We start from the raw sequence: 22,974 nt of genomic DNA on the forward strand, positions 1-22,974 counted from the left end.
CGCCTATTTCATTGCCGAATACATGGCGGTGAGTATTGTCTTCAAATCGGGTAGCTTAGGATCGCCCCCAAGATATTTAGTCAATAAGGAAGGATCGCCAACCAGGCGCCATACTTCATTTTGGCGTACAAATTGATTAGTGATTTCAATTTTGGGTCTAAAACCGCTGATTTCTTCTAAGCAATCGAGGACATCATGACCTGTCCAACCGCGGCCGGAGCAGAGGTTAACGGTGAAGGGGTCCTTGTGATCGCGAAAAATCAGCTCGGATATCATCCAGGCACAGCGTTTCGCTTCAACATAATCACGCACCGAGTCAATGTTGCCCAACTGCAACACCGGTTCCTTATCAAAAAAGTGGCGTACTATTTTGGGGACCAGGAAGGATTCCGCCTGACCGGCACCGATAATATTAAACGGCCGGACTATATGAATTTTGAGCTCATCTCGATAACGGTTCGCCAGCATCTCCATGATCATTTTACTGTACGAGTAATGATTCATGGGGTTGTAGGGCAACCCTTCGTGCAGAAATTTCTCTTCCTGATTGCCATACACGCCGGCAGTACTCGCCAGCAGCATATTGGGCCGTTTAGTCTCCGCGCTGAGAACGGCATTGAACAAATTTTCACTTCCGAGGACATTGACGCCATAAATTTGTTGGATATCGCCATGGGTGACCAACGCAATAGCAGCCAAATGAACAATCCAATCAGGTTTGAAATCCTCAATTAGCGCTTTTAGTTTGTCACATTCAAACAGGGTGACAGGCACCAAATCATCGGATGTTTGTGACCCGATGCAAGTGCCGATAACAACGGCGCCACGGAGATTCAATTCCGCCATGAGATATTGGCCAATAAAGCCACTGCCACCCGTTACTAATACGCGTTTTCCATTCATTTAATCACCTTAGATTTACTGGCTATCGTTTTTAAATCAGATACGACTTGATGTGCGCAATCGGTCCAGGATATTGGTTTCCATTCATTGCGAATGCGCTCTTCTTTTAGCTGCAGTTCTTTTTCGTGGAGCGTGTAATATTTGATTTTTTCCGCCCAGGCAACAATATCCCAGGGGTGTATATAGTCGACCAAATCACGTCCGGTTTCACGCAGTGGGTCAACGTCCGAGGTCAGGCAAAACTTGTTATAACCCAAGCTTTCCGGTAGCGTCAGGCTCCAACCCTCATACAGACTCGCCAGCAAGGTAAATTTGCAATGCCGGTACAATACATCCAGTTGCTGATCGGTGGTTCTTAATATCAGTATTTTATTTTTGACTCTGCTGTCACGGGAAATTATATCGAACAGGTCCTTTGCTTTCCAACCGGCGCCGCCGACAAACACCATCTGCGGTAGATTTTCGAAACCCTCTTCAATCAGCTTGAGGTAGGCCTTATACAGGGTTTCATGGTTTTTGCGGATTTCCAGGGTGCCGACGCTAAGCATGAATGGCCCCGTTATTCCCATCTCGCGCAGTATAGCCTGATCATGGGTATGATCGAGCTGTGGGGCGATATCGGAACCGAACTTAAGCGCAAGTCCTTCCCGCACCGGCCATCCGTGCTCGGTTTGCCAGGCCTTGCCGTCACGCATTGCTGTTTCGCCGCCATAGAGAATGCAATCGCTGGCAAGCGTGGCGAGATAGAAAAAGCGACTGTACCATTCGTAGGCCTCGGGGGCATGCAATTGCGGCGTAATTAATGGCGTAAGATCATAAATAATTTGACTGAACGTAAAGCCAATGGCTTTTTTCGCTTTGATAATTTCCGCATGCTGTAACGGATCCCAGTTAATACCGGCGGAGAAGACGATATCACTGGGATTGAAGGGCACTGACTGCGCTGGGCCTTCGATCAAACCTGTCACTTCAGTCATCATCCTGCTATTGAATTCAGTCTTTGACAACGTGGCTGATTCTTCAATACGTTCAGGTGAGGCCCCCTTGGGGATTGCTCCAAGTTTATCGGCAAAACGAATGGCTTTTACCCGCAAGGAATCAGGCAATGCGCTGACGAAATAAGCGCCCGATTGGGCATATTTTTTGGCGAAAGAAGATTTTGCGCGCTTTGGCGCTGCACTGACTTCTGGAATTGGTTGCACGGTAGATGCGGGCAAGGGCAATAATCTATCGAAAGGTATCCTATGACCCCGCCCAGAATTCTCTGCTTCACTCCAGAATTTTTGAAATTCTGTATATTGTTTACCCACATCGGACGAATGGAATAGCCAGATTAAATTTTCACGGGGTATCTCGAAAAAACGTCCCTCATGAATGGCGTAAAAGCGTAAACCGGGGACTATTTTTTCCAGATTATGGGCAAGGATCAATTCGCTGCGGATGATTCCGGTAACGCCGCCACGCCAAACGGCATAAGAAAGCGTTAAATCCATCCACATATTAAAAGTGGCGTAATAAGGAAAATCATTGCTGTGGTAATGCGTTATGGCATCCAGTATATTTTTGCCGCAATCCAGCCAAGAGGTGGAATGCCATTCATTTTTTATCTTTAACTCTTTTTCTTTTAAGGCATCGGCGTCGTTGATATAGAGGCTGATGGTGTTAGCCCAAGCTTTGATATCCAAAGGGTCGATATAGACCGCACAATCTTTACCAATTTCCCTCAATGGGACAACGTCCGACGCCAGGCAAAGTTTGCCATAGCTAAAGCTTTCCGGCATGGGCAAGGCCCAACCTTCATAAAAGCTCGGCAACAGGGTAAATTTACAGTTGCGGTATAAGGCGTCGAGTTCCTCATCATTCGGTGACAAAATGAGAATATTGCTGCCAATTCTCGGGTCCCGCTTGATGGTATCGATCAGATCGGCGGTACGCCATCCCGGCCGGCCGACAAAGATCATTTGCGGGAGGTTAGACGACTTATTATCAATCAGGAAAGAATAGGCTTTATACAGCGTATCGTGATTTTTCCGTATTTCGATAGTACCAACAGTCATAATAAAGTCGCGGCTGATCCCCAGCCGCGCTAATATTTCCTGATCTTTAGTAGTGTCCTTGATTTTGATAGGGTCGGTGCCGCCATAAGGAATGGCTGTACTTTCTGGTACCCGCCATCCCATGGCTTTTTGATAAGCTATGCCGTCGCTGCGCGGGCTGTTGCCGCCATAAAGAATGAAGTCGCAATTATTCGATATCCAATTAAAATACCGCTTAAAGTCCGCTTCTTCCTTAGGCCGGTAGAGGTGGTGGGTAGCTTTCCCCACTAATATAGTGTCGTAAACCATATAACCGATTTTAACCGACGGGAGATGTCTTTTCAATTGGGTGAAAAAAGCTTCTTTACCGCTATCAGACCAGCCAACGCTGAGGATAATATCGCCATCCCGGTAGGGAAATGAAAAGCGGGTAGTATTTGCATCTACCGCCATCGGGGTAAACAACGACGTATCGGATTTTTTGTTTCTGCGCTTGCATATGCGATGGAGATTAATCATACCACCGGTGATTTTAAGCGGCAGCCAGGTCAGGATCCTGACTACTTCGCGAAAATTCACCGGTGTTTCTTCTACCGCCAATACTAACGCATGTTGGAAACGGCGACCGCGGCTGGGTGTGGCGCGGGTTAAGTCGGCCAAAAAATTGTCAATTTTCTGCGTCGAGCCAGCCTGCGCGATCTCCGGCGCTACTGATTGCTGTCCCCAAGTTCTTTTCGCCAAATACACGTCTGCCACATTGGATTCACTGTACACCCAAGGTATGTCTTGCTGAGGTATTTCTACAAAGTGCCCATCCTTGAGCATACTGAATTTTATGTTATTGTCGAGTTTTCGGAGCGCTGCCGCAATCTCCAGTTCAGCACGGATAATGCCGACCACACCCCCAGTCCATAACATAGAAGTAGTTAAATCAAACCATTTTTGCTTGTTCATATCATTTATGACTCTGATTTATATTGCTATCGAATATTAAACTACCGTACTGTTTTCTTTGCCCAGCGCAAAGGTTTGGTAATAAACCAAGAGATACTTGAATGTATACGCGCGATAATTTCTGCCTGTTGTTGATTTTGTAATAGTAACTGCTGATTGGCCTCAGTCAGTTGTGTCACTCTGTCGCTTTCAGCATTTAGGGCGGTTAATAATTTATCATGTACGGCTTCCTGGTTCCCGATAATTGCCAGCAGCTCCTGCTTATGCGCATCGACGGTCGGGGTCGGCGGCAAATTCGCCAGGGGAAGGGTATCCTGATGGGTGTATTTGTCGTCAAGATAATCCCTGACCATGGCTGTTTCGCGCAGCAAGGCTTCGTTTGCTGCGAGCCATAACGCAATGTTTTTTTCCGGCAAGACTGGCAACACAAAGTTCAGTCCGGGATTATTCACATCTTCAATGGCCTGTAGTAAATAGTCATTGAACTTGCTGAATGACCATTCATCAGCGGGAGTCTGCCAAATTTTTGCCAGCCAGACTTTTAACACCATATCTTTTGGCCAATAGAACAAAAATAATGGGCTCCGGTGCGGCAACGAAACCGGTTCTTTACCGCGATCAACCTCATTGATGAATATCAAAAAGCTTAGAAAAATATTATATGGCCAAACCACATCAAGCTTAACTTCGCATATCGATGAGAAATCGATTAAGTGGACATCTTCATTATCGACCAGAATATTCCATACACGAACATCGTTATGATAATAGTTGATGCTTTCAAGCTCACATAATTGATTAATTAATTTTTTATAAATATTTAGCGCGTTATAGGCTTGCCGGTTGGCAATCAATTGACTCAAGCGCTCCCCTGGAATGAGATCATAGACCAGATAACCTTTGCCATGATCCTCGCCGTAATAATGAATATTGGGGATTTTGATGGTTTTGAGCTTGTAGTCGGAAAATTTTTGTAGATTTGCAACTTCAACATTCAGATCATTTTTATTCAGATCGGAAAGTTTGCCGTAAAAATTATAGATTTTAAGAAATTTTGTATTTGACCAATAATAGCGTCGCGAATCTTGGTGAATGCCGTATGAAAATTCATGGGATTCTTTGGACCAAAATCGGATGGGTTGGATTTCATTTTCAATATACCAAAATTTGCTACTGGCCATGAATAGCGGCCTGGTCACATTGGTTAAGTGTGTGCCAAATTCGCCAAGAATCCGATTAAAGGCAATGTCATCTAATATAAGCTCTGGTTTTTCCGGGAGCGAATCAGCCCAGTATAAACCTTCTTCTTTGACGGCGAGTTCCAGCAGCAGGGCTGAAGACTTATTTGCCAAAGAATTAATTTGTTGTTTTGCAGAATGAAAACCATCACTATGGCATACGTGGTGGAAGATACTGAATCCGAGCACCAGATCATATTGATCAAAATCCAGTGCCTGAATGACGTTTTGCACCGTATCCTGGTGGAATTCCACATTGTCAAAAGAGAATTCTTCCGCTAAGGCTTTACAAAGCTCAATGTTTTTATCAAGAAAATCAATGCCTTTGACTTCACTGCAGTATTTTGCCAGATTAAGGGAGAAAAACCCCTGTGCGCACCCCAAGTCTAAGAGTCTTAATGGACGGCCAAGCTCTTCGCGAAGTTTTTGCACAAACCCCTCGATGATCACTAATCTATCATTGCAGTTTCTAGAGGTTTTGATCTCTAACTCTGGGTGACCATAAATTAACTGGTAGCACTCGGGTAGCGATGATACATAATTTTCAATATTGGTCATTAAACACCTTCAACTTTACAACTGGCTTGTGCATCACATACCCCAACAAATACGGTGTCACTATGGACATGAATAAGGATTGAGTCATAGCGCCGATCTAGTGGAGTATCATTTTGATCTTGATCCTTTACAGTAATACCCAAGGAAATAAGGTAGCTCCCTGAGTTCATCACGGCTTTTAGTGTAAATTCACAATCAACAATCTCACCGGCAGTAACATAGCCATGCCTGCGTTGTGTGGTTATATCAGAATTTGTCCCGTAAATATTCAAACCATCGGGCGTTTTTATCAACAAACCAAAAATTGGGTCATGATAATCATTATGAAATACCGCCCGTAACTTTATTTTGAAAAATTCGTTAGTATAGATTGTTGGGGGAAATTCACCCTGGTTGGTTGAAACTGAAAAATCAATTATTGACGCACCACGATTTCCCCAACGATGTTCGATTTTTTGATAGTAGGGTTTTTGATGATAGACATCTTCAACCGATAGGGCATAAGAAGCGCTTTCGAGCGTTTTTTTAGTTATTATTTTGACTGATTTGCCAAATGTCCTGTCACGAAATTCATTTACCACTTCTCGTGGTTCACCAAACATCGCCACGCCGCCTTTATCAAGTAAAATGGCTCTATGGCAATGTTTAACAACATCATCCAGGGAATGCGTTACAAATAATATGGTGGTGCCCCGTTCCTTGAAGCTGCTGATACGCCTGAAACACTTGGCCTGGAAAGCGACATCCCCGACGGACAGGGCTTCATCGACGATAAGGAGATCCGGTCTTACAGCGGTGGCAACACTGAATGCTAATCTGACCTGCATACCGCTGGAATAGACTCTGACCGGCTGATCGATGTAGTCGCCGATATCGGCGAATTCTTCTATCTCAGACATCAGCGAGCGAATTTTTTCGTCATCCATACCGAGCAACTGCCCAGACATATAGATATTCTGCCTGCCAGTAAAATCCGGATGAAATCCCATGCCCAGCTCAAGTAATGCCGCGACCGTACCACTTCGCTCTATTTTTCCTTCGGTGGGTCGAGTGGTTCCCGTGATCATTTTGAGCAATGTGCTTTTACCGGCGCCGTTGACGCCGATGATACCAACCGATTCTCCCTGTTTTACGTGGATATTGATATCTTTCAATACCCATTTTAGCGTATGTCTTTTTTTACCAATTAGCGGGAGCCATTCGAACAGTCTGGAAAATCGGGAGGGATATTGTTTATATGCTTTGCCAACATTTTCAACAGTAATAATATTCATCACAACTCATCCACTATATCGCTGGCATGTTTCCTGAAAAGCACTAATCCAACAAACAAGAACACAATGCTTAAGATAATCGCTGGTACCAACGTCGTCCAATCCGGAACAGTTTTATTTATCATAATTGATTGACCAGCGCCAATTACCGCGGCCATGGGATTGTAGGCGATTATTTCTTTTGCCCAGACAGGCAATATACTAACAGGATAAACAATAGGAGTGAACCAGAACCAAAACTGCAATAATATTCCCATCAGTTGACCGACATCCCGGAAGAAAACGTTCAAAATCCCCAGAGTCATTCCTAGACCGATGGAAAAAGACAGCATAATAAAAAGAACAGGAATGATGGAAAAGAAGACAATACCGGGAAAATTTCCGCTGAATACCAAGAATAGAATAAACATGGCGAAAATAATGATAAAATTTAATAGTGCAATGTTGACGACGATAAGTGGCAAACAGATGCGCGGAAAACTCAATTTTTTAAGTAAATTCGCGTTATCAATTAAGACCGACATCGAGCGGCTCACGACTTCGGAGAACAAACCCCAAAGCAAAATGCCGGTACATAAATAGATGCTGTAAGCAAACGTGCCGTTCACTCCGACCAGTTTGGCCTTCATGACCGTGGAAAAAATGACGGTATACACTACTATCATTGATAATGGCTGGATAACCAGCCAAATACCTCCAAGCATGCTTGTTTTATAACGGGATTGAAAATCCCGTTTAACCGCGCCAAAAATAAAACCCCTGAAGCGGTATATCGCCAATAATAACTCTTTCAAGATCACGCCTCGCCCAGCAAATCTAAGATATCGCGCGTTTTTTTCTGCATTAATGCGCTATCTCCTTTCGACTCTACGTTTAGGCGCACCACGGGTTCTGTGTTAGAGCTTCTGAGATTAAAACGCCAATCCTTATATTCGATACTGACGCCATCGGTAAAATCCAGCGCCGTAGCGTCCGGCTCGTAGGCAGCGCGGACTTTCGCAATAGCTTCGGCCGCGTTCGCCAGCTTTCGGTTAATTTCTCCGGATGCGGGAAAGGCCAGCATGCGATCGCCTACCAACTGGCTGAGGGATTTACTTTTAACCGATACCAGGCTGGCGACCAGCAACCAGGGGATCATGCCGCTATCGCAATAGGCGAAATCGCGAAAATAGTGGTGGGCGCTCATTTCACCGCCGTAGATCGCGTCTTCCTTGCGCATGCGTTCTTTGATAAAGGCATGTCCGGTTTTTGACATCACCGGCACGCCGCCCGCTTGTTCAACGATTTCGATGGTATTCCAGGATAAACGCGGGTCATGAATAATTTTTGCGCCGGGATTTTTTTGCAGAAATGCCTCGGCCAGCAGTCCGACAATATAATAACCTTCAATAAAAGTCGCTTTTTCATCAAACAGGAAGCAGCGGTCAAAATCGCCGTCAAAGGCAATACCCATATCGGCATTATTTTCCAGTACTGCTTTCGCCGTGTCCGCGCGGCATTCTGGCAGCAGCGGGTTGGGGATGCCGTTCGGGAAAGTGCCATCCGGCTGGTGGTGGATCTTGATGATCTGTATGGGGACATTTGCCAGGGTGAACCGGCGCTCGATTTCGTCAATAACATGACCAGCGGCCCCATTGCCTGAATTGATGACTAGCTTCAGGGGCTTGAGTGCTGCCAGATCTATATAGCCGAGCAGATGATCGACATATGCTTGCAGGATGGATATTTTTTGATAACTGCCGCGTTTGCGGCTATCTACAGCTGAGAAGTTATTTTGTTCAGCTAATTGCTTAATTGCCAAAAGCCCAGTATCGCCGCTGATAGGCTGCGCATTCGCACGCACCAGTTTCATGCCGTTATAGTTCATTGGATTATGGCTGGCGGTGATTTCAATCCCCCCATCCATCTGTAAATGGAATGTGGCGAAGTAGATTTCTTCTGTCCCGCTAACGCCGATATCAAATATATTTACCCCGGCATCACGCAAACCATTCGCCAGCGCGAGTTTAAGCGCTTCACTGGTCAGGCGGATATCACCGCCCACGACAACCGATGTTGGTTTTAAGTATTCACCATAGGCCCGACCGATCCGGTAAGCAATATCCTCATTGAGTTCCTCACCCAATTTTCCCCGAATGTCATAGGCTTTAAAGCAAGTTAAGCTATTCATAAATCCCCGAAATTTAGCAACGGCCGTAATGGTCTTCAATGCGGATAATGTCATCTTCCCCTAGATAGGAGCCTGACTGAATCTCAATGACTTCCAGAAGGATATTGCCAGGGTTTTCCAGGCGATGAATGACGCCGATCGGAATGAATGTTGATTGGTTTTCAGTCAGCAAAAAGGTTTGTTCACCGGTGGTCACCCGGGCAGTACCGGAAAGTACGACCCAATGCTCCGTGCGGTGATGATGCATCTGTAAAGAAATTGCTTCGCCGGGATTAACCATGATGCGATTGACGTTAAAGCGTTTTTCAGCAACGACGATATCGCAGCGGCCCCATGGACGATAAATTTCGCGATGCCGGCGATATTCACTGCGGTCGTTTTTCTTGAGGAACTCAACGATTTTCTTGACGTCCTGCACGCGTGACTTATCCACGACCAATACCGCGTCCTTTGTATTCACGATCACCAGGTTGTCCACGCCGACGGCCGCGATCAACTTTTCATCCGTATTGATATAACAGTTATGGGCATCATGAAGAAAGGTATCGCCGGTAACGGCATTACCCGAGACATCCTTTTTACTGACTTCCCATAGCGCGGACCACGAACCCACGTCGCTCCATCCCGCGTCCAGGGGGATAACCACTGCATCCCGGGTATTTTCCATCACCGCATAGTCGATGGATTCATCAGGACAGGAGGCAAAGCTGGCTTTATCGACGCTGATGAAATTTTTATCAGACTCGTTGTTGTTCAGAGAACGTTTACACGCATCCAAGATATCTGGGCGGAATTTTTCCAGTTCTTCCAGATAGCGTTGCGCCCGAAACATAAACATGCCGCTATTCCAGTAATATTCACCGGACTCGACGTAACCTTGCGCCACCGCTAAATCCGGTTTTTCAACAAATCGGCGAACCGCTGCCGCGGATGAACCGGCAGCACAGGGAGCGCCGCGTTGAATATAGCCATAGCCGGTTTCCGGTCCGGTCGGGACAATGCCGAACGTCACCAGGCTTCTGTCGGCCGCATAGGGCATGGCTGCCAGGATGGCTTCGTGAAAAATTTCCACGTCGTTGATAATATGATCGGCCGCCAGCACCAGCATGATGGGGTCATGCCCTTGCGCCACCGTATTCAACGCCGCGAGAGCGATAGCAGGGGCGGTGTTGCGTCCTACCGGCTCCAGGATGATATTTTTAGAAAGTTTATTTATCTGGCGCAACTGTTCGGCAACCATGAACCGATGTTCTTCATTACAGATTACAACAGGTTCGCTGACATCCACACCATCTAGTCTTTTTACCGTTTCCTGCAGCATGGAATGAAGACTATGCAAGCGCAGGAACTGTTTTGGATGCAGCTCGCGGGACATCGGCCAAAGTCGGCTACCGGTTCCCCCTGCCATAATTACTGGTAGTAACATTTTTTTTCCCTTAATTGCATTAAGTCAAATTTTTTGGACAAAAAAACACCTAAAGTCAAATAAAGCTAATTCCCTTTATCAAGTCGCTTTTTAACCTTAATTTGTTCATGCCGCGTCTTGGTAGCGGGACGTCGGCTGAGGCATCAGTCATTGGCGTATCGGTCAAAATTTATTCAAACGCTCTAACCGGAGCCGTGCGCCAAACCCACAAATGCAAATTGGCACGCTACCGCCCTTGGCTCGACAGCTACCAAAGGACTGATTGTGCTAATTAATTTGTGATAAGTCGGCTAACTTGTTTCTCGCCCATACACGCCTAACGCGAGAAGACAAGAACCAAGTAACAAGTAAGAACATCCGCACATTATACACATGGATAATAATTTTTTTGGAGAATATATTCCCATTTCATGATTGTAAAACCGGGATGAGCGGTATGCGCCATCAGGGGGGCGTCTCCATTAACTTTTACGGCTATTGCTGTTAATTCACGTGCCAATGCAAATTTTTAGCGTGGTTATAATAAGAATTCTCTCAGAAGAGAGTGAAATTTGTAAGCACTCAAGCATCCCCTCTTGTTTAATGACTATCGTCATGGAAAGCTCAGTCAGCCGCATAACCAACATGAAATCGGCCATGGTAAAGCGGCATAACTGAACGGAATAGCAACAGTGTATAGATGCATGGAAACACAGCGGAGTACGAAACTGAATTAGTGTGAACAGCAGAGTATAACTATCAAGAATTTTTATTATTGGTTGAAAAATCACAATCATAATTTCAATATTGCACCCGTAGCATTGATGCCAAGCGTGAACTTGCTGGAGCCGCCAACGATGAGGCCATCACCACCCTTATGCGGCTACATGATATGGCTATATGGCTATAAAATGTGCTGACAAAGTAACATGCGGAAACAAGTGCTGGATAAAGGAACTGTTGTCTTACGCCAACAACAGCTTTGTGTAAATAGCGCCAGTTCAGGCCGGTTATCTCTGGCATCAAGCCAGCGTTTCCCTCTGATGCGAATACCTTCAACTTAACCTGCCTGAAGGTTAATAAATAACCTGGCTAGCAATATTAGCTTGTCAATACAGCCTGTTAAACGCTCACAGTCATGAAGCACCAATGAGGCAGCATAGTGGCGGAATGAGCTGAATTGGTTTCATGACATTTAAATATTACCTAATCAGCACCTTGGGACACAGAGGTTTGTATCCACAGGGTAATATCAAATAACAAGATGAGTTCGGCAGTTGCGTACCGAAATTGGGTCGCCAGATAAGTTTGCTGTGACGCTTTCTTAGGCAGTACGGACAAGCTCAAAGTAAGTTAAGGCAACGCTTTGGGTATGCGTCGACTGAGACGGGGGCACATAGATATAAGCAGCCAAAAGGGGCGGCGGGTTGCAAGACAAAACCCGATGGAAATGGAAGAGACGATCTTTCAGCGTGTTTTTTCATCTCCTGAAGGTAAGTATCACGTAATGACCAATTTTTAACTAAATCACAGGCAGGCGTTTTTTCTTTATATAACCTTTTGTTTTGCCAATATAAGGTGGAATAGCCAATGTCAGAGTATGATAAGTTTTTGAATGATCAAAACTATAATCAATTGTAATTCTTGTTTATTAACATTTTGTTTGATTACTGATAACTTATTTTTTTTAACATTTGTCAAGGACGCCGACGTGGCTCGGCTCGGTTACGACATTTTGCCGTCTATCGCACCAATCACTACCCGCCGGATGCCAAGCTGGGTTAACATATCATCCACATTTTATAACCTGCCGGCCAACGTGCGGCCGCAGGTGGTTCATACTTAAGACACATACTTCAGACAGGAGTTGCTTAATGTCCACACAACAGATCGGCGTAGTCGGTATGGCGGTAATGGGGCGCAATCTGGCGCTGAACATTGAAAGCCGCGGTTATAGCGTTTCCATCTTCAACCGTTCGCGCGAAAAGACGGAAGAAGTGATCGCCGAGAATGCCGATAAGAATCTGGTGCCTTACTACAGCCTGGAAGAATTTGTCAATTCACTGGAAAAACCGCGGCGCATCCTGCTGATGGTCAAAGCCGGCGAAGGCACCGATAAAACCATCGACTCGCTGAAACCCTACCTGGAAAAAGGCGATATCCTGATTGACGGCGGCAACACTTTCTATCGCGATACCATTCGCCGTAACCGCGAGCTGTCCGCTGAAGGGTTCAATTTTATCGGCACCGGCGTTTCCGGTGGTGAGGAGGGCGCCCTGAAAGGCCCTTCCATCATGCCCGGCGGGCAAAAAGCCGCTTACGACCTGGTGGCCCCGATACTGGAGAAAATCGCCGCGCGCGCCGAAGGCGAAGCCTGCGTGGCCTATATCGGTCCGGACGGCGCCGGTCATTATGTTAAAATGGTGCATAACGGCATCGAATATGGCGATATGCAGCTGATCGCGGAGGCGTATGCGCTGCTTAAGAATGCCCTGGGCCTGAGCAATGACGAGTTGGCCGCCACCTTCAGCGAATGGAACAAGGGCGAGCTGAATAGCTATCTGATCGACATCACCAAAGATATCTTCACCAAGAAAGATGAAGAGGGTAACTACCTGGTCGATGTTATCCTTGATGAGGCCGCCAATAAAGGGACCGGCAAATGGACCAGCCAGAGTTCGCTGGATCTGGGCGAACCGTTAAGCCTGATTACCGAGTCCGTGTTCGCCCGCTATCTGTCGTCGCTAAAAGATCAGCGCGTCGCCGCCGCGAAAGTATTATCCGGTCCCGCGCCGCAAGCCTTTAGCGGTGATAAAAAAGAATTTACCGAGAAAGTCCGCCGGGCGCTCTATCTGGGTAAAATCGTCTCTTATGCCCAAGGGTTTTCCCAGTTGAAAGCCGCGTCGCAAGAAAATAACTGGAACCTGAACTACGGCGAGATCGCCAAGATCTTCCGTGCCGGTTGCATTATCCGCGCGCAGTTCCTGCAGAAAATCACCGACGCCTATGCCGAAAACGCCGACATCGCCAATCTGCTGCTGGCGCCTTACTTTAAAAAGGTGGCCGACGATTATCAGCAGGCGTTGCGCGACGTGGTGGCCTATGCGGTACAGCACGGCATTCCGACCCCGACCCTTTCGGCCGCCATCGCCTATTACGACAGCTATCGCTCGGCGGTATTGCCCGCTAACCTTATCCAGGCGCAGCGCGACTATTTCGGCGCGCATACCTATAAGCGCACCGACAAGGACGGCGTGTTCCATACCGAATGGCTGGAATAAGACTGCCCGGCAAACCACTGTGCTGGGTGCCGGTGTAAGCCGTCTGTAACCCGGCGGTGTAGGGCATAGGCACCGTCGTGATGTCATCGTAAACCGTCCGCGAAACCGGGCGGTTTTTTTATGTTTGCTTCCTGAAGAATCGAGGGGGGTTCAAGAATTAACTTCTGTCGCGCAGGCCGGATGCAAAGCGCCGCCGCATAGCGTAAATATACCTGCCGCTACCATAAAAAACGGGCTAACCTTGCCAATCATAAAGAGGAACATGCCATGCTGCGTTCGCTATTATGCTGTCATTCCCCAAGTGAGCCTGAATCTGTTGCCCCGCCGGGCGTTGCCAACGCGTTCTCATCCGGGAGCTGCATTCCCGGCGCGCTGGCACGGGGAATCAATGCCGTTGCCAACCGATGCTCCCAGGCGCTGCGCATGGCGCCGTCGCTTGAGGCCGCAGGCGAGGCGCGCCCGCAGGGCCTGGATACCTTATCCATGGAGCTTTTAACGCGTATCGGCCATTCTCTCTCGCCTGGGGATTTACTCAGATTATCCTGCGTTAATAAAACATTATATGAGCGGCTGAAAACGCAGCGGGATAGCATTATTCTAACCCGCAGCCTGGCGCGCCGGTGCGGTTATCCGCGTGTGAAAATGCTGATGGGCAGTGACGACACCCCGGGTGTCCTGGCCGCGTTTCCTCCTCACTACCAGCTGGCGCCGGTTTTGCGTATCATTGAAAGGGTGAGCCCGCCGGACGAGGCGGCGGCGGAATGGCTATATCAGCGTCTTAGCCAGATTATCGACGCCTGGCCGGATTCACTACAAAACCAGGGCTGGACGGCGCTCAGTTATTACCGCCTGCGGGGATTATCCGCCTGCGCCCTGGCCGATGCCTGCAAAGACCTGTTACGTAAGGGGCCGGCGCTGTCGACGGTATGCCGTGAGCATGTCGGCGAAAATATCCTTTACCATTTCAGGCTATTGCGGCAGCGGGATCGAGGTGAGATTATGCTGGGGTTGCTGGCGCTGACGGTAAGCTATCGCCGGCGGACCCGGGAAGCCATACTGGCAGAGCTGTCGCTTGACGTTCTTCATCTCTGCCCGGGGCATATATTACCGGCATTGGATGCATTGCTTGCGGCGGTATTAACCCTGCCCCTGGACGGAAGATTGAGGATCTTCCGTGAACTTAAGTATCAACTGCCCCATATTCTTTTGCCCAGGCTTAATCATCAGGTGGCAATCCGATTGATTAACGCATGGCGGTGTACTTAGGTATAAATGAATAATTAACCTATTCTACCATTTTTATGTCAAGAATACGCGAAAAGGTTGCCCCTTAATAAAGCCCTAAATGCAGTATCAACAGGTCGTGATAATGAAGTGAAAATACCTTAATCATTTTTCAACAAATTCATTAAACCGGATGAAAAAGAAGTGAATATTCAGGATAATTTTACTGCTTCCTGATAATTCGGAGTTATATTGCCACGGACTAATGAATAATAAAATTAATCGCAATAATCTGCGGTTTTTTGACGAAATAGCTTGTAAATATAATCCAAAAATGACGGAAGCATTACCCGTGGCGGCGGCCCGGTATCATAAATTCAAACCGATCGCGGTCGTTGTGCTCGGTGGAAAATAACACATCCGTAATGTTCTTAGACTGTGTTTTTTTGTGTCTCAATCATCAGGAGTATCAGATGCCAAGTTGGTTATACTGTTGCGGTTTTGGCCCCATCACGCGAAAGACGGATAATACCCCGATAGCCGGGCCGGCGCCAACGTCAGGGGGGTTCAGCGCGCTGTCGTTCGCGTCGAACCGCCATGGGCCGCCGCTCAGTTTAGTTCCTTATTATCCACCCCCTTTGGATGCGGGATTCCCGGCCGTTCCTGAACTCAAGAACATTAAGGGCGATTCACCGCCTCCCAGCTACACACCGCCTCCCAGCTACAAAAAACTGTTCCCAGCCTCGCCTTCGCTGCGCGGCAGTTCAGGATCGGGCAGCGCCGCGCCATGAAGGCTAACGCCGCAGCCTTAACCATCGTAGCCGGCGCTGAAAGTGAATCTAGCCCGGTCACGACGGCGATGTTATCCATGCAGCAATGGCGCCGCCAAGGGATAAAGAGGCGTTTCATATTTGATTCAGATTTACCTGTCATATTGACGATTTGTTTAAAGTTAGCGCCGGATAATCATGCTGATAATGATTCAATTAACGAACGTATTTGCTCTAAGCATGCCAGGTAAACTTATCAGCAATATTTTTAGTTTAATATATTATAAATAAGGAGTTTACAATGATTTATGATAGTTTAGTTCCTAAAAGTAATGATGCACCTATTCAGCACAGTGTATCAACGAATTCAGACAATAATGCATTTTTTTCATCTCTGCGCGATAAGCTGACCGGGGTCGCCAATGCTTCCCAGCGGCCGTTGCCCGAGGGTCTGCTTGCGCGTATAGATAATAGCCGGGGAGGCGAAGATATCGATGAAGCATTATTTAATGATATTGGCGCTTATTTGCAAAGAGTAAGGAACGAATACCCGGATGACGCCACCCGTCCTGAAGCGGCCGCGGCTAATGATGCCGGCAATAAACCGGCCGGATCAGCGACCTCTTTTTCTTTGGGGCAAAAGGTATTGCGGGAAGCCTCGCGTATTCATGGTCAAATAAAATCGCTGGATAAAGAGAAGTTAAAACATGAAGCTGACCGTATTTTAGGGCAGATAGGGGATGAAGCTGCGCGTATTGATCCACAGAAGATAGGACATGAATTTAACCGTGTTGCAGAGCAGACAAAGAATGAAACTAAGCGGGCTGTGGAAAAGGTTCGCAATTTTTTTAAATAGTGATGACGAATCACCGCGGTTTTACATACCCCCGATCAATGAGCGGGGGCACATAATACGCCTTATCTGCCGCCGGGCGGCTTGCTGGAGCGGTTATTGATGCCGCTCGCGCAGCCGGCCGATAACCCGGCTTAAATCCAGATCCTGATCCTGCAGCAGCACCAGCAGGTGATAAACCAGGTCCGCCGCCTCGTTGGTCAGTTCTTCACGGTCGTGCACCGTGGCCGCCAGGGCGGTTTCCACGCCTTCCTCTCCCACCTTCTGGGCGATGCGTTTGGTGCCGCTGGCATACAGCCGGGCGGTGTAGGAGCTTTCCGGGTCGGCGGTTTTCCTTTGCGCCAGCAGGGTTTCCAGGTTATGCAGGAAACCCCAGTCGGTGGCGGCCGGATAAAAGCAGCTGCTGGCGCCGGTATGGCAGGTGGGGCCGTCGGGGTTGGCCAGGATCAGCAGGGTATCCCCATCGCAGTCGGGATAGATGCCCACCACGTGCAGGACGTTGCCGGAGCTTTCGCCCTTGGTCCACAGGCGCTGCTTGCTGCGGGAAAAAAAAGTCACCTTGCCGGTGTCCTCGGTTGCCTGCAGGGCCTGGGGGTTCATATACCCCATCATCAATACTTCACCGGAAATGGCGTGCTGGACAATGGCGGGCATCATTTGATTTGTTTTATCCCAATCCAACTGGTCGCGCTGCTGTGTGGTTAACATCTGATCTCTACTCCCTGTTGTGCGAGAAAGGTTTTTAACTCGCCAATATTAATTATCTGCTTATGGAATACCGAGGCCGCCAGCGCGCCGTCCACGTCGGCGTCGCGAAACGCCTCAAGGAAGTGTTCGGGCGCGCCCGCGCCGCCGGAAGCGATCAGCGGCACGTGGCACAGCCCGCGGATCAGCCGGAGCTGTTTCAGGTCATACCCGTTGCGCACGCCGTCCTGGTTCATCATATTGAGCACAATTTCGCCGGCGCCGCGTTTTTGCGCTTCCGTCACCCAGTCGGGCGTTTCCCATGTCGTCACCCGGGTGCGGGTTTCATCACCGGTATATTGATTGACCAGGTAACGATCGGTGCCGCTGTCATGCCAGGTGTCGACGCCGACCACGATGCACTGTACGCCGAACCGGTCCGCCAGGCGGCTTATCAGGTCGGGATCCGCCAGCGCCGGCGAGTTAATGGAAATCTTATCGGCGCCGAACGACAGGATACGGCCCGCCTGCTCCAGGGTTTTAATGCCGCCGGCGACGCAAAACGGGATATCAATCACTTCCGCTACCCGTTCCACCCAGCTCTGGTCCACCACACGATCGTCCGCGGAGGCGGTGATATCGTAAAATACCAGCTCGTCCGCGCCTTCCTCGGCATAACGCCGGGCCAGGGGCACGATATCGCCGATAATTTCATGATTACGGAACTGTACCCCTTTCACCACCTGGCCGGCGCGCACGTCCAGGCAGGGAATTATACGTTTTGCCAGCATGCGATAGCCTCCTCAACGGTAAATTTGTCTTCCAGCAGCGCGCGGCCGACGATCACGCCCTGGACGCCGGTGCCGCGCAGCCGGGCGATATCCTCCAGGCAGCCGATGCCGCCGGAGGATTGGAAGGCGATAGCGGGCCAGGCGCGGCAGATATCCTGGTAAAGCGCCACGTTCGAGCCGCCCAGGGTGCCGTCGCGGGAAATATCGGTACAGAGTACGTGCTTGAGGCCGAAGGGCTGATACTCGCCAATCGCCTGCTCCAGGGTCATGCCGGAATTTTCCTGCCAGCCGCTGACCGCCACCTCGCGCTGTCCGGCACGGTCGATGCGTACGTCCAGGGCCAATACCAGGGCATCGGGACCAAAACGCTCAAACCAGCGCTGTACCTCGCGCGGCTGGCGGATGGCGGTGGAGCCCACCACCACGCGGGTGGCGCCGGCATCCAGCAATGCCGCCACATCCTCCGCCGTGCGGATGCCGCCGCCAATCTGTACCGGCGTGGGCCCAACGCCGGCCAGCAGGGTTTTCAGCAACGGGATCTGGCGGGCCGCGGGGTCTTTGGCGCCGGTAAGGTCCACCAGATGCAAAAGCTGCGCGCCCTGCCCGACATACTGCTGCAGACGGGCGAGGGGATCGCCGCCGTATTGGCGCTGGCGGCCGTAATCGCCCTGATGCAGCCGCACCACTTCGCCATTTATTAAATCCAACGCGGGAATAATCACCGTTTACATCTCCAGAAAATTCTTCAGCAGTTGAGCGCCCGCGGCGCCGGAGCGTTCAGGATGGAACTGCACGCCGAAAAAATTATCCTGCTCCACCGCCGCGGTAAACGGCTCGCCATAATGGGTCTGGGCTATGGTGGCGGCGCACAGGGGCATGGCGTAGCTATGGACAAAATAGAAGTAGCTGCCGTCGCCGATGCCGCGAAACAGCCGGTTGTCATGATGGGGATGCACCTGGTTCCAGCCCATATGGGGCAGGGGCAAGCCAAAATCGGTCATTTTGTCGATCGGGGCGTCGATAATGCCAAGCGTCGTGATGCCGCCGTTCTCGGCGCTTTCGCGGCCCAGCAGCTGCATGCCGAGGCAGATGCCCAATACCGGCTGGGTGCAGGCCTTGATAAGCTCAATCAGGCCGCGCTCACGCAATTGATCCATCGCCGCCCGGGCGGTGCCGACGCCGGGCAGGAACAGCTTGTCCGCATGCAGCACGATATCGGTATCGCGGCTGACCACGGGCTGGTAGCCGAGCCGGCGCACCGCGGCGGTAACCGAGAACAGATTGGCGCAACCGGTATCAAGTATCACGACCTTCATCACAGCACTCCTTTCGAACTGGGCAGGGTGTTGCCTTGCACGCGGATAGCCTGGCGCAGCGTGCGGCCAAAGACCTTGAACAGGCTTTCGACGCGGTGATGATCGTTTTTGCCTTTGGTTTTCAGGTGTAGGGTGCAGGCCATGGCATAAGACAGCGAGCGGAAAAAGTGCTCGACCATTTCAGTGCTTAAATCACCGACGCGCTGATAAGTATACTCCGCTTTATATTCCAGGTGCGGGCGCCCGGAAATATCCAGCGCGCAGCGCGCCAGGCATTCGTCCATCGGCAGCATATAACCGAACCGGCCGATGCCGCGTTTATCCCCCAGCGCCTGGTTAATCGCCTCGCCGAGCGCCAGGGCGGTATCTTCCACCGTATGGTGATCGTCGATATACAAATCGCCCTTGACCGCGATATTCATGCGAAAACCGCCGTGGGTGGCGATCTGATCCAGCATGTGGTCGAAAAAGCCGACGCCGGTATTGATCTTGCTGCCCCCCTCGCGATCCAGCCAGACCTGCACATCGATATCCGTCTCCTTGGTGACGCGCTTGACGTGGGCATGGCGATCGCGGCGGGTGAGCAGGTCGGCAATCGCCTGCCAGCCTAGGGTCTCGGGGTGATAGCGCAGCCCATTGATACCCATATTATGCGCCAGCGCGATATCGCTTTCGCGATCGCCAATCACGTAGCTATTGGCGGTATCGATGCGGCCGTCCTCCAGGTAGCCGGTTACCAGGCCGGTGAGCGGCTTGCGGCAGTCGCAGCCGTCAGACGGCAGGTGGGGGCAAATCAGCACGTCGTCAAACACGATGCCCTGGGAGCGGAAAATCTGCATCATCAGGTTATGCGGCGCATCGAAATCCGCCTGGGGAAAGCTGGCGGTGCCCAGGCCGTCCTGGTTGGTGATCATGACCAGGCGAAAACCGGCCTTTTGCAGATCCAGCAGCGCGGGAATAACGTTGGGTTCCGGGGCCAGCTTATCCAGGCGATCCACCTGGAAATCTTCCGGCGGCTCGCTTATCAGGGTGCCGTCGCGATCGATAAACAGCAGTTTCTGGCTCACATGGCCTCCTTGCGGGAAACGTCGACGTCGCTGCGCAGCGCGCGCAGGGCGTTAACCACCCGCTCGCATTCGCCGCGGGTACCGATGGTAATGCGCAGACAGTCCCGCAGGCCGGGCTGGGCGCTCTGGTTGCGCAGGATAATGCCCTGATCCCACAATGCCTTGAAGGCGCCGCTTGCCGGGTCAAAGCGCGCCAGCAGGTAGTTGCTGGCGCTGGGATAGACGTCCAGCACGCAAGCGCATTCCAGCAGGGCCGCGGCCAGCCATTGGCGGGTGGCCGCGATCTCCGCCACCCGGGCGCGCATCAGCGCCAGTCCGTCGGCGCTGAGAGCCTGTTCGGCGATATCCGCCACCGGCAGCGGCAAAGGGTAGGGGGCAATCACTTTTAATAGCAGCTGGATCACGTCCGCGCCGGCCAGGGTGAAGCCGCAGCGCAGCCCGGCCAGGGCAAACGCCTTGGACAAGGTGCGCAGGATAACCAGATGCGGGTAGTCGGCCAGCCAGCCGGCCAGCGTCGCCTGCGGGCAAAACTCGATATAGGCCTCATCGGCCACCACCAGCGCGCGTCCCCGGGCCGCTTCCAGCAGGCGCTTGATATCGTCCGGGCGGATAATATTGCCGGTGGGATTATTGGGGCTGCAGATATAAACCAGCTTGACGCCATCCATCTGCGCCTCGATGGCCGGCAGATCCAACTGCCAGTCGTCGCGCGCCGGCACGGTGCGCCGGGCTACGCCGAAGGTTTCGGCGCTGACGCTGTACATGCCGTAGGTGGGCGGACAAAACAGGATGGCATCCCGGCCCGGCTCGCAAAACGCGCGGATCAGCAGTTCGATGGCTTCATCGGCGCCGCGGCAGGCCAGTACCTGATCCGGCTGCAGCCCCGCATAGGCGGCGTAACTGTTAATGACCCCCGCCGGCTGGCAGTCGGGATAGCGGTTGAGGTTGCCGGGACGCGGTTCAATCGTCGGGGGCAGCGGATATTCATTGGCGTTAAGCCAGACATCCCCTTTGCCGCCGAGGCGGCGCGCCGATTGGTAAGGCTCGAGCGCCAGTACATTGGCGCGCGCCAGTTGGCTGATGGACATTATTGCTCCTTATCGGCCGTTAACGGCGCAGGGGTGGATGAGGCGGCCTGGGCCTGGTTGAGGGCGGCGACGCGCAGCGTAACGGCGTTTTTATGCGCGGTGAGCTGCTCCGCCTGCGCGAGGATCTCAATGGTGGGGGCCAGCCCCAGCAGGCCCTGCGGCGTCAGCGCCTGTACCGTCATGCGTTTTTGGAAGTCCGCCAGGCCCAGGCTGGAATAGGTGTTGGTATAGCCATAGGTCGGCAGGACATGATTGGTGCCGGAGGCATAGTCGCCGGCGGATTCCGGCGACCAGTCGCCCAGGAACACCGAGCCGGCATTGGTGATGTCGGCCACCAGGCTTTCGGCGTCCCGGGTCTGGATAATCAGATGCTCCGGGCCGTAGCGGTTGCTGATGGCCACGCATTGGGCCAGGTCGCGGGCTATGATCAGGCGGCTGGCGCTGAGCGCCTGACGGGCGATGGCGGCGCGGGAAAGCAGGGCAAGCTGCGCGTCCGTTTCCAGCGCCACGGCTTCGGCGATGGCCGCGTCGGGGGTCAGCAGGATCACCTGCGAATCCGGGCCGTGCTCCGCCTGCGAGAGCAGGTCGGCGGCGATAAACGCCGGCGTGGCGCCGCTGTCGGCGATAACCAGCACTTCGGACGGACCGGCGGGCATATCAATGGCGGCCCCGCCGGCGCGTTGGCTTATCTGGCGCTTGGCCTCGGTCACCCAGGCGTTGCCGGGACCGAAGATTTTATCCACTTTCGGAATCGATTCGCTGCCGAACCCCATGGCGGCGATGGCCTGGGCGCCGCCCACCTGGAAGACGTCCTGCACGCCGCATAGTTGCGCCGCATAGAGGATTTCATCGGCAATCGGCGGCGGCGAACAGAGGATCACCCGGCGGCAGCCGGCGATGCGCGCGGGCGTGGCCAGCATCAATACCGTCGAGGGCAGCGGCGCGGAGCCGCCGGGAATATAGAGACCCACCGACGCCACGGGACGGGTGAGCTGGCGGCAGCGCACGCCGGGCTGCGTTTCCACATCCACCGGCGGCAGCTGCTGGGCGCGGTGGAAGCAGTCGATATTGGCCACCGCCGTCGCCATGGCCTGTTTTACCGCGGGCGACAGGCGATCGGCGGCCTGGCGGATGGCCAGATCGCTGACGCGTAATTCCGCCGTGGCGATATGGTCGAACCGCAGGTTAAACGCTTTGATGGCCTGGTCGCCGCCCTGGCGGACGCTATCGATAATCTCGCCGACGGCGCTGCTGATGCGATCGGACTCCGCCACCGCGGGACGGGCCAGCAACGCGGCCTGTTGGCCGGCCGAGCAGTCGTCCCAGCGTACCGGCGTGGAAAAAGGGGAGGTGGTCATCGGC

The 22,974-nt window shown here is 51.5% G+C and carries 17 protein-coding genes; 3 read left to right on the plus strand and 14 right to left on the minus strand.

Features of this window, described 5'->3' with window-relative positions:
* Window positions 1-3 precede the first annotated feature (3 nt).
* Genes ABUK12_RS00105 through ABUK12_RS00135 form a run of 7 tightly spaced genes read right to left on the minus strand, consistent with a single transcriptional unit; the run spans window position 4 to window position 10,559 of the window.
* The gene (locus ABUK12_RS00105; protein ID WP_410014375.1) at window positions 4-903 is read right to left on the minus strand and encodes an NAD-dependent epimerase/dehydratase family protein; all 900 of its coding nucleotides are present in this window, start codon (window positions 901-903) and stop codon (window positions 4-6) included.
* Window positions 900-3,893 (minus strand): glycosyltransferase, encoded by a 2,994-nt coding sequence (locus ABUK12_RS00110; RefSeq protein ID WP_410014376.1) that lies wholly within the window; start codon window positions 3,891-3,893, stop codon window positions 900-902. Before ABUK12_RS00110 ends, ABUK12_RS00105 begins: the two co-directional genes overlap by 4 nt.
* Before the next feature lie 41 nt (window positions 3,894-3,934).
* On the minus strand, window positions 3,935-5,689 hold the full coding sequence (locus ABUK12_RS00115; protein ID WP_410014377.1) for a methyltransferase domain-containing protein: 1,755 nt from the start codon (window positions 5,687-5,689) through the stop codon (window positions 3,935-3,937).
* On the minus strand, window positions 5,689-6,963 hold the full coding sequence (locus ABUK12_RS00120; RefSeq protein WP_410014378.1) for an ABC transporter ATP-binding protein: 1,275 nt from the start codon (window positions 6,961-6,963) through the stop codon (window positions 5,689-5,691). Before ABUK12_RS00120 ends, ABUK12_RS00115 begins: the two co-directional genes overlap by 1 nt.
* Window positions 6,963-7,757 (minus strand): ABC transporter permease, encoded by a 795-nt coding sequence (locus ABUK12_RS00125; RefSeq protein WP_410014379.1) that lies wholly within the window; start codon window positions 7,755-7,757, stop codon window positions 6,963-6,965. The genes ABUK12_RS00120 and ABUK12_RS00125 overlap by 1 nt, the downstream gene beginning before the upstream one ends.
* A gap of 2 nt (window positions 7,758-7,759) precedes the next feature.
* Entirely contained in the window at window positions 7,760-9,133 is a 1,374-nt protein-coding gene (gene cpsG, locus ABUK12_RS00130; RefSeq protein ID WP_410016773.1) for a phosphomannomutase CpsG, read from the minus strand.
* A gap of 13 nt (window positions 9,134-9,146) precedes the next feature.
* Entirely contained in the window at window positions 9,147-10,559 is a 1,413-nt protein-coding gene (locus ABUK12_RS00135) for a mannose-1-phosphate guanylyltransferase/mannose-6-phosphate isomerase (RefSeq protein ID WP_410014380.1), read from the minus strand.
* A 1,853-nt stretch (window positions 10,560-12,412) separates the two neighbouring features.
* Here ABUK12_RS00135 and gndA point away from each other — a divergent pair.
* The 3 genes from gndA to ABUK12_RS00150 all read left to right on the plus strand — a co-directional run bounded on the left by gndA (window position 12,413) and on the right by ABUK12_RS00150 (window position 16,669).
* A complete protein-coding gene (gene gndA / locus ABUK12_RS00140; RefSeq protein WP_410014381.1) occupies window positions 12,413-13,819 on the plus strand; it encodes an NADP-dependent phosphogluconate dehydrogenase in 1,407 nt (468 codons plus the stop codon).
* 267 nt (window positions 13,820-14,086) lie between these two features.
* On the plus strand, window positions 14,087-15,085 hold the full coding sequence (locus tag ABUK12_RS00145; protein ID WP_410014382.1) for a hypothetical protein: 999 nt from the start codon (window positions 14,087-14,089) through the stop codon (window positions 15,083-15,085).
* Window positions 15,086-16,114: 1,029 nt separating this feature from the next.
* Window positions 16,115-16,669: a hypothetical protein gene (locus ABUK12_RS00150; RefSeq protein ID WP_410014383.1), complete on the plus strand. Its 555-nt coding sequence runs from the start codon at window positions 16,115-16,117 to the stop codon at window positions 16,667-16,669.
* Between the two features lie 93 nt (window positions 16,670-16,762).
* On the opposite strand, the gene hisIE is transcribed toward ABUK12_RS00150, so the two are convergent.
* Genes hisIE through hisD form a run of 7 tightly spaced genes read right to left on the minus strand, consistent with a single transcriptional unit; the run spans window position 16,763 to window position 22,970 of the window.
* Window positions 16,763-17,374: a bifunctional phosphoribosyl-AMP cyclohydrolase/phosphoribosyl-ATP diphosphatase HisIE gene (hisIE, locus tag ABUK12_RS00155; protein WP_410014384.1), complete on the minus strand. Its 612-nt coding sequence runs from the start codon at window positions 17,372-17,374 to the stop codon at window positions 16,763-16,765.
* Window positions 17,368-18,141 carry an imidazole glycerol phosphate synthase subunit HisF gene (gene hisF / locus ABUK12_RS00160; RefSeq protein ID WP_410014385.1) on the minus strand — a complete coding sequence of 258 codons (774 nt, stop codon included), beginning with the start codon at window positions 18,139-18,141 and terminating at the stop codon, window positions 17,368-17,370. Before hisF ends, hisIE begins: the two co-directional genes overlap by 7 nt.
* The gene (gene hisA, locus ABUK12_RS00165) at window positions 18,123-18,863 is read right to left on the minus strand and encodes a 1-(5-phosphoribosyl)-5-[(5-phosphoribosylamino)methylideneamino]imidazole-4-carboxamide isomerase (protein WP_410014386.1); all 741 of its coding nucleotides are present in this window, start codon (window positions 18,861-18,863) and stop codon (window positions 18,123-18,125) included. Before hisA ends, hisF begins: the two co-directional genes overlap by 19 nt.
* 3 nt (window positions 18,864-18,866) lie before the next feature.
* Window positions 18,867-19,457, minus strand: coding sequence for an imidazole glycerol phosphate synthase subunit HisH (hisH, locus tag ABUK12_RS00170; protein WP_410014387.1), 591 nt, complete (start codon window positions 19,455-19,457; stop codon window positions 18,867-18,869).
* The gene (hisB, locus tag ABUK12_RS00175; protein WP_410014388.1) at window positions 19,457-20,524 is read right to left on the minus strand and encodes a bifunctional histidinol-phosphatase/imidazoleglycerol-phosphate dehydratase HisB; all 1,068 of its coding nucleotides are present in this window, start codon (window positions 20,522-20,524) and stop codon (window positions 19,457-19,459) included. Before hisB ends, hisH begins: the two co-directional genes overlap by 1 nt.
* On the minus strand, window positions 20,521-21,612 hold the full coding sequence (gene hisC / locus ABUK12_RS00180; RefSeq protein ID WP_410014389.1) for a histidinol-phosphate transaminase: 1,092 nt from the start codon (window positions 21,610-21,612) through the stop codon (window positions 20,521-20,523). Before hisC ends, hisB begins: the two co-directional genes overlap by 4 nt.
* Window positions 21,612-22,970, minus strand: a complete 1,359-nt coding sequence (gene hisD, locus ABUK12_RS00185; RefSeq protein ID WP_410014390.1) for a histidinol dehydrogenase — start codon at window positions 22,968-22,970, stop codon at window positions 21,612-21,614. Before hisD ends, hisC begins: the two co-directional genes overlap by 1 nt.
* Between the last annotated feature and the right edge of the window lie 4 nt (window positions 22,971-22,974).

It is taken from the genome of Sodalis sp. C49, assembly GCF_046352915.1.
Taxonomy (GTDB): Bacteria; Pseudomonadota; Gammaproteobacteria; order Enterobacterales; family Enterobacteriaceae; genus Acerihabitans.

Bases quoted from the DNA above. Each gene is read 5' to 3' on its own strand.
- ABUK12_RS00115 (WP_410014377.1), bottom strand. From the start codon at position 5,689: ATGACCAATATTGAAAATTATGTATCATCGCTACCCGAGTGCTACCAG.
- hisH (WP_410014387.1), bottom strand. From the start codon at position 19,457: ATGAAGGTCGTGATACTTGATACCGGTTGCGCCAATCTGTTCTCGGTT.
- hisF (WP_410014385.1), bottom strand. From the start codon at position 18,141: ATGCTGGCAAAACGTATAATTCCCTGCCTGGACGTGCGCGCCGGCCAG.
- ABUK12_RS00150 (WP_410014383.1), top strand. From the start codon at position 16,115: ATGATTTATGATAGTTTAGTTCCTAAAAGTAATGATGCACCTATTCAG.
- gndA (WP_410014381.1), top strand. From the start codon at position 12,413: ATGTCCACACAACAGATCGGCGTAGTCGGTATGGCGGTAATGGGGCGC.
- ABUK12_RS00110 (WP_410014376.1), bottom strand. From the start codon at position 3,893: ATGAACAAGCAAAAATGGTTTGATTTAACTACTTCTATGTTATGGACT.
- hisIE (WP_410014384.1), bottom strand. From the start codon at position 17,374: ATGTTAACCACACAGCAGCGCGACCAGTTGGATTGGGATAAAACAAAT.
- ABUK12_RS00145 (WP_410014382.1), top strand. From the start codon at position 14,087: ATGCTGCGTTCGCTATTATGCTGTCATTCCCCAAGTGAGCCTGAATCT.
- ABUK12_RS00120 (WP_410014378.1), bottom strand. From the start codon at position 6,963: ATGAATATTATTACTGTTGAAAATGTTGGCAAAGCATATAAACAATAT.
- ABUK12_RS00135 (WP_410014380.1), bottom strand. From the start codon at position 10,559: ATGTTACTACCAGTAATTATGGCAGGGGGAACCGGTAGCCGACTTTGG.
- ABUK12_RS00105 (WP_410014375.1), bottom strand. From the start codon at position 903: ATGAATGGAAAACGCGTATTAGTAACGGGTGGCAGTGGCTTTATTGGC.
- hisD (WP_410014390.1), bottom strand. From the start codon at position 22,970: ATGACCACCTCCCCTTTTTCCACGCCGGTACGCTGGGACGACTGCTCG.
- hisC (WP_410014389.1), bottom strand. From the start codon at position 21,612: ATGTCCATCAGCCAACTGGCGCGCGCCAATGTACTGGCGCTCGAGCCT.
- cpsG (WP_410016773.1), bottom strand. From the start codon at position 9,133: ATGAATAGCTTAACTTGCTTTAAAGCCTATGACATTCGGGGAAAATTG.